Annotated in this window: 1 protein-coding gene; it reads right to left on the reverse strand. The window is 54.1% G+C overall.

Annotation, left to right across the window (positions count from 1 at the left end):
• Window positions 1-336: 336 nt before the first annotated feature.
• The gene (locus ACFQ03_RS25875; RefSeq protein ID WP_010267154.1) at window positions 337-1,635 is read right to left on the reverse strand and encodes an IS110 family RNA-guided transposase; all 1,299 of its coding nucleotides are present in this window, start codon (window positions 1,633-1,635) and stop codon (window positions 337-339) included.
• Window positions 1,636-1,683 lie beyond the last annotated feature (48 nt).

Here is a 1,683-nt window from a genome sequence, read left to right on the forward strand (position 1 = left end):
ATCGAAGTGCTCTTGGATAAGAATTGACGAAGAGTGAATATATGGAATCGACTCGTTGGCGGGAACAGAGGTGGGGGGCACCTCGTTTTAAAAATGCCGTATGGTCGCAAATGGATCTCCACATGAACCCTTGCGGTTTACCCTCCCATGTCTCCCGGGGTCGATGCCCTTACATTCCTTCGTTCTGCCTCTCAAGGGGTGGAGGCCAGGCATGCTCCTATACGGGGTCGTTGCCCTAATGGTGTGAATTCCTCCCGGCCTATCCGTGCTTCGTTTGTCAAAGATCAACCTGTGGATAAGAGCAGAAAACCATCGAGTTGCTAACCTGTGAATTGATTAAGCTGCTGCTTGCAATTGCGCCTCCCGATGGGGGCCGAGCACCTTGCCGGCATCGTAGGCTTTCTTCTTACGGCCAAGCTCGAATAACACGCGAATCAGTTTCGTACAGATGGCAATCATGGATTGCTTCTTCTTGAGCGGGTTGTCCCTGCGTGTCGTGAAATACGCATGCAGAGTGCGAAACTCCGGATTCTTGGCGACGAGCGTCAGGGCCGCACGGTACAGCAAAGCCCGAAGACGACAGCGGCCGCGTTTGGTAATCGTCGTTTCTCCTTTACGCTTGCCGGAACTGTCCTCGCGCAAGCTAAGCCCGGCATGGCGTACGATCTGCTGGCTGTGGTCATAGCGGGACAAGTCCCCAACCTCGGCCAAAAATCCGGCCACAGTGATCAATTTGATGCATGGGATAGTCATCATTTCCGCAGCCCCGGGGATTTGCTCTACCAGCTCCGCCACAAGCGCCATCAGTTGATCCATCTGCCTGCACAGCATGGCGTACTGTTCCAGAAGCATGGCTAGCTCATGTCTGGCCGCTGCAGCGCCTTCCGTGAGGCCGATGGACTTGCGGGCTTTCCGGTACAGCAATTCGGCACGTTTGGGGCCTACAGCCCGATTCACACCGTTCTTTTTCCACGCCGCCACGATCGTCGTTTCGCCGGCGCTCACGACATCCTGCGGCAGCGGGAACTGTCCCAGCGTGATTAACGAGGCCTTGCCTTCCCAATCTTTAAACACTTGCGTATATTCGGGAAAGAAGCGATCCAGCCAGTTGTGGATTCTTCCTTTCACGCGGTTCAAATCCCCGTTCAGACGCTCTCGCTGGTTCATCAGCACCCGCAGATCGGCATAGATGCCTTCCGGAAGCTGCGGCTCGCTGTAGCGCCCGTCGATGATGAGTTTGGCGACGACTTTCGCATCCTTGATGTCGTTCTTGGTCGGCGAATTGTCGTCGAGTTCCTTGCTTTTCTTCACATGATGCGGGTTCACCAGGACCACTTGGATGCCATGCCCCTTCAGGAAATGGAACAGCGGAAACCAGTAATGACCCGTCGGCTCAACGCCAAGGATGACGTCGTTCATGCCGTGCTCCTGTTTCAACGCCTCCGCCCAAGCCAGAAGGTTCAACAGGCCTTGTTCATCGTTCTGGAACAAGCAGCGCTTACCCAGCTCGATACCTCGATAAGTAAAGGCCCGAGCAACGTGGTTGTTTTTGGCGATGTCGGTTCCGATAACCAATGTGGTTTCAGAAATTCGTTCAATTCGTTGATTTTGTTTGCTGGATTGGTTATGCTTCATAGTGAGCGTCCTCCTCTTAATTAGGGCAGTGAATGTGCGAGCATTCGA

Origin of the sequence: Paenibacillus residui (assembly GCF_042677205.1) — a bacterium.
Taxonomy (GTDB): Bacteria; Bacillota; Bacilli; order Paenibacillales; family NBRC-103111; genus Paenibacillus_L; species Paenibacillus_L residui.